This is a genomic window from Mesorhizobium sp. M2E.F.Ca.ET.209.01.1.1 (assembly GCF_004010375.2).
Lineage (GTDB): Bacteria > Pseudomonadota > Alphaproteobacteria > Rhizobiales > Rhizobiaceae > Mesorhizobium.
In genome coordinates, this window is record NZ_SADP02001395.1 from 1 (window position 1) to 279 (window position 279).

At 65.2% G+C, this 279-nt stretch carries 1 protein-coding gene; it reads right to left on the bottom strand.

What is annotated here, in order from left to right:
- The coding region (locus EN852_RS40540) for an aldehyde dehydrogenase family protein (RefSeq protein WP_135880025.1) at positions 1 to 279 on the bottom strand (279 nt) is incomplete at both ends.

The window sequence follows — 279 nt, forward strand, 5'->3', positions numbered from 1 at the left end:
CTGGAGCAGGAGGCGACCAACCTCGGTCGAGCCGGTAAAGGAGAACGCCCGCACCACGGTATGCTCCAACAAACGCCTGGCCAGCGGCGGCGCCTCACCAGTTACCACCTGGAACACGCCAACGGGGATGCCGGCTTCCTCGGCAAGGCGGGCGAGCGCGAGCGCCGATAAGGGCGTTTCTGGGGCCGGCTTGACGATCATGGGGCAGCCAGCGGCCAGCGCGGCTCCAGCTTTTCTGGTAATCATTGCCGAGGGAAAGTTCCATGGGGTGATAGCGAC